Source organism: Nocardia farcinica (genome assembly GCF_029867845.1).
GTDB lineage: Bacteria > Actinomycetota > Actinomycetes > Mycobacteriales > Mycobacteriaceae > Nocardia > Nocardia farcinica_A.
Map to the genome: position 1 here is coordinate 1 of NZ_JARWRU010000908.1, position 2,113 is coordinate 2,113.

The window sequence follows — 2,113 nt, forward strand, 5'->3', positions numbered from 1 at the left end:
GGGCGGGGGGCGGGGGGCGCTCCGGCTGCGGCGGGGCCCGCGCCCCCCCCCCCCCCCCTCCCCCCCCCGCCCCCCCCCCCCCCCCCCCCCCCCCCCCCCCCCCCCCCCCCCACGCCCGCCTTGTCGAACACCGACTTGAGATGGTCCTGCACGGTGTAGGTGGACAGGTGCAGGCTCGCGGCGATCTCTTTGGTGTCGATGCCCTGCAACACCAGCTGCACCACGTCGCGTTCGCGCGCGGACAGGTTGTAGGCGGCGACCACGATGGACACGATCTCCGGCGGCCGCGCCTCCTCGATGGTGATGACCACCTCGCCCTGCCTGCCGTCGCGGGAGATCAGCGGCCCGGCGTGCAGCACCAGCCACATGCCGCTGACCGTGCGCAGCCGGGCGCGCGGCGGCACCGAGGTCTCGCCGCGCCCGTAGCGCCTGGCCGCGCCGACCAGCGAGGCGACCGGGGCGAGCGGATCGCCGCCCGCGCTGCCGAAGTTGATGTCGGCCAGTCGCTGTTCGGCGCCGAGGCTCATCTGCGAGATCTGGTCGTCGGCGTCGACGATGACCACGGCGGGCCCGGTGACCGGGGTCGGCGCGGGCGCCTCGGCGAGCCGGGCGAGCATGCCGGTGCGCACGCCGTGCGCGAATGGCGCGGCCAGCGAGGCCAGGAACTGCACCTCACCCGCGTCGAACGGCTCGTCGTCGGGGCCGCGGAACAGCGCCATGGCGCCCCACACCTGGCTGCTGTCGCGGAAGACCAGCCGCGCCTCGTCGCCGAAGTCGAAGCGCGGTTTCATGAAGCTCGCCATCCGGCCCGAGAGTTCCACCTCGCCGCCGGTCGACAGGTGCACCGCCGCCGCGGGCACCTCGGCCCGGGCCAGTTCGGTGAAGGCGGTCGGCTCCACGGTGCCGTATTCGATCAGGCCGAACTCGTGGTCGTGGCTGTTGCGGTCGCGCAGGTGGCCGTATTTGCGCGCGCTGGTGAGCATGTGCGTCGCCGGGTCGTGCGTGGCGATGCAGGCCGCGACCCAGGGCACCGCGCGCGCCACCGAGTCGACGGCCTCCTGCAGGAAGGTGTCCAGGTCGAGGCCGGCGCGGGCGACCACGTCCACATCCTGTCGCACCCGTGCCGCTGTGAGTCCTCGAGCCATGAGCAGAATTGTGCGCGCCCGGGACCGGGGGCGCCATCCCAGAACTCTGGGGAGTCCGAAACCCGGCGCTGCCGGCGCGATGTGCCAGGCTCGGTGTGGTGACGAACTGGTTCGAACGCGGTGGCCGGGCCTACGCGCGATTCCGCCCCGACTATCCCGCCCGGCTGGGCGAGTTCCTGGCCGGGCTCGCCCCCGCCGCCGACCTCGCCGTCGACGTCGGATGCGGCAGCGGACAGTTGACCGCCCGGCTCGCCCCCCACTTCGCGACGGCGCTCGGGGTGGAACCCAGCGCCGACCAGCTCGCCCACGCCGAGGCCGCCGGGAACGTGCGCTACGTCCGCGCCGCGGCCGAGCGGCTGCCGGTGGCAGGCCGCAGCGCCGCGCTGATCACCGCCGCCCAGGCCGCGCACTGGTTCGACCGGCCCGCCTTCTACGCCGAGGCGCGCCGGATCGCCGTCGACGGCGCCGTGCTCGCCCTCGTCAGCTACGGGGTGCTCGAACTCGACGCCGAGCTCACCCCGAGGTTCGACCGCTTCTACCGAGAGGATATCGGCCCGTACTGGCCGCCGGAACGCCGCTGGGTGGACACCGGCTACGCCGACATCGACTTCCCGTTCGCCGAACATCCGGCGCCGCGCCTGGTCATCGAGAAGGATTGGGCGCTGGCGGAATTCCTCGGCTACCTGTCCACCTGGTCGGCGGTGCGCCGGGCCGAGCAGGCGGGCGAACAGGACATGCTGCGCGCCTTCGCGGCCGAGCTGGCCGAGGCGTGGGGTGATCCCGCGACGACCCGCCGGGTGTGCTGGCCGATTGCCATGCGGCTGGCGGTGCTGTGAGATCGGCCGCCGTCGTGTTGCCGCCCGGTCGGCGGTGGGAGTAGGTTCGCAACTCGTGGTCGCCCTCGGCGGCCCCTGGCGGGCCCCGGGCGGGCCGGGCCCCCGAAAAACACCCGGGCCCCCGCCCGCGGG

Annotated in this window: 2 protein-coding genes; one reads left to right on the forward strand and one right to left on the reverse strand. The window is 74.5% G+C overall.

Annotation, left to right across the window (positions count from 1 at the left end; genetic code table 11):
* Nucleotides 1–1,145: response regulator transcription factor (locus QH283_RS20015; RefSeq protein WP_280504516.1), on the reverse strand; the 1,145-nt coding region annotated here is incomplete at its 3' end.
* A 98-nt stretch (nucleotides 1,146–1,243) separates the two neighbouring features.
* Here QH283_RS20015 and QH283_RS20020 point away from each other — a divergent pair.
* Entirely contained in the window at nucleotides 1,244–1,981 is a 738-nt protein-coding gene (locus tag QH283_RS20020; protein WP_280504517.1) for a class I SAM-dependent methyltransferase, read from the forward strand.
* The last annotated feature ends 132 nt before the right edge of the window (nucleotides 1,982–2,113 follow it).